Source organism: Catenibacterium sp. RTP21428st1_D7_RTP21428_210409 (genome assembly GCF_040227455.1).
Taxonomy (GTDB): domain Bacteria; phylum Bacillota_I; class Bacilli_A; order Erysipelotrichales; family Coprobacillaceae; genus Catenibacterium; species Catenibacterium mitsuoka_A.
On sequence record NZ_JBEHVX010000161.1, the window covers coordinates 1 to 1,446 of the forward strand.

A 1,446-nucleotide genomic window follows, 5' to 3' on the forward strand; every position below is an offset into this window, starting at 1 on the left:
ACAAGAAGTAAAGGAGGACAAGCTCTTCATGGCTTATGACTACATAAGCAGAGGAAAGGCAAAAGAGAATGGTTATACCAACACCAGAGTCTTCAAGATGTTTGGTGTAAGCAGTACGGGCTATTATAATTATGTGTCACGCAGGGAGGATAGAGACGGTAAGCAGGCAGCTAAAGAAATGGATGAAAGCCATGTGATTCAGTGCTTCAAGAAGATCATTAAAACACTTGGATTCGTTCCTGGAAAGCGAACCTTCCGCCGACATATGTTCAGAAGGTTCAATTACAACATCAGCGTATCAAGAGCTTCAGGCATCATGAAAAAGATGCAGATAACTGCACAGCTTCCCAAAAAGGATGCATACAAGGGACAGGCAACCCACCATCATGAGTGCATGGCAAAGCCTAATCTCGTTAACCGCAATTTCAAGCTGGGAGTAAGACAGGTCATCCTTACCGATATCACTTATATACATTACGGCTATAGCCGTACTCCAGCCTATATGTGTGCATTCAAGGATGCCTATACAACTGAAATACTAGGTCATTATGTATCAGGCAGAATGGATGTATCTCTTGTTCAGAAGGCATTCAATAATATGATGGAGAATCATAAGGACGAGTTCCCTAAGAATCTGGAAGTATACTGCCACAGTGACCAGGGTTCACAGTATCTCTCAACATCGTTCAAACAGCTTCTTAATGAGAATGATTTCATCCAGTCAATGTCCAGAAGAGGAAACAGTCAGGACAACGCCCCTATGGAATCATTCTTTGGGCGCATGAAGACAGAGGTCATTGACATCATCGCAAGATGTGGGGATATAGATACTGTAAGAAGACTCATCGATGGCTATATCAATATGCATAATAATGAAAGATATCAGGATACCCTTGCAGCACTATCTCCAAGTGAATTCTATACATACAAGGTGACAGGTCAGTATCCATTAGACAACTATTATGGGGTGAAGGCATCAGAGCTTATGCCTCTTGATAAGATCATTGAAGCTAAGCTTGAAATGCAGGAAAAGAGGAAGCAACTCCGTAAAGAACGTCAGAAGATCAATGAGCAGCAGTCCAGATTATTAAGGAATGCAGGCGATATCATCATGCGTGATATGAAGAAGATGAAAGACGAAAACAGGAAATGGGTAAAACAGCAGGAACTTGTAGAGAATCAGTTGAAGAAGATCTCGGAAATCATTGAGAAGATTAGTAAGGCTTTAAATTTCTATTTTCATGAAGCAACAGCCGAGGTCAAAAAACTGCTTAAGGATCCATTGAACTGGAAGAACTATCCAGAACTGGACTATTATAAGGATCTTGATGCATTATACTAATTAGACAAATCATAAATAATATATCGGGAAAAGTCCATAAAATCAGGACTTCTTTTCGTCGTGGAGATAGAGAGATAGAGGGCGCGAAAAAAAAGAGCATCACC

1 protein-coding gene is annotated in these 1,446 nt (G+C 40.7%); it reads left to right on the top strand.

All coding sequences use genetic code 11. The features are described from left to right. Positions 1–1,342, top strand: a 1,342-nt coding sequence (locus ABUA27_RS12620; RefSeq protein WP_349820859.1) for an IS3 family transposase, incomplete at its 5' end; no start/stop codon positions are given. Positions 1,343–1,446: the final 104 nt, after the last annotated feature.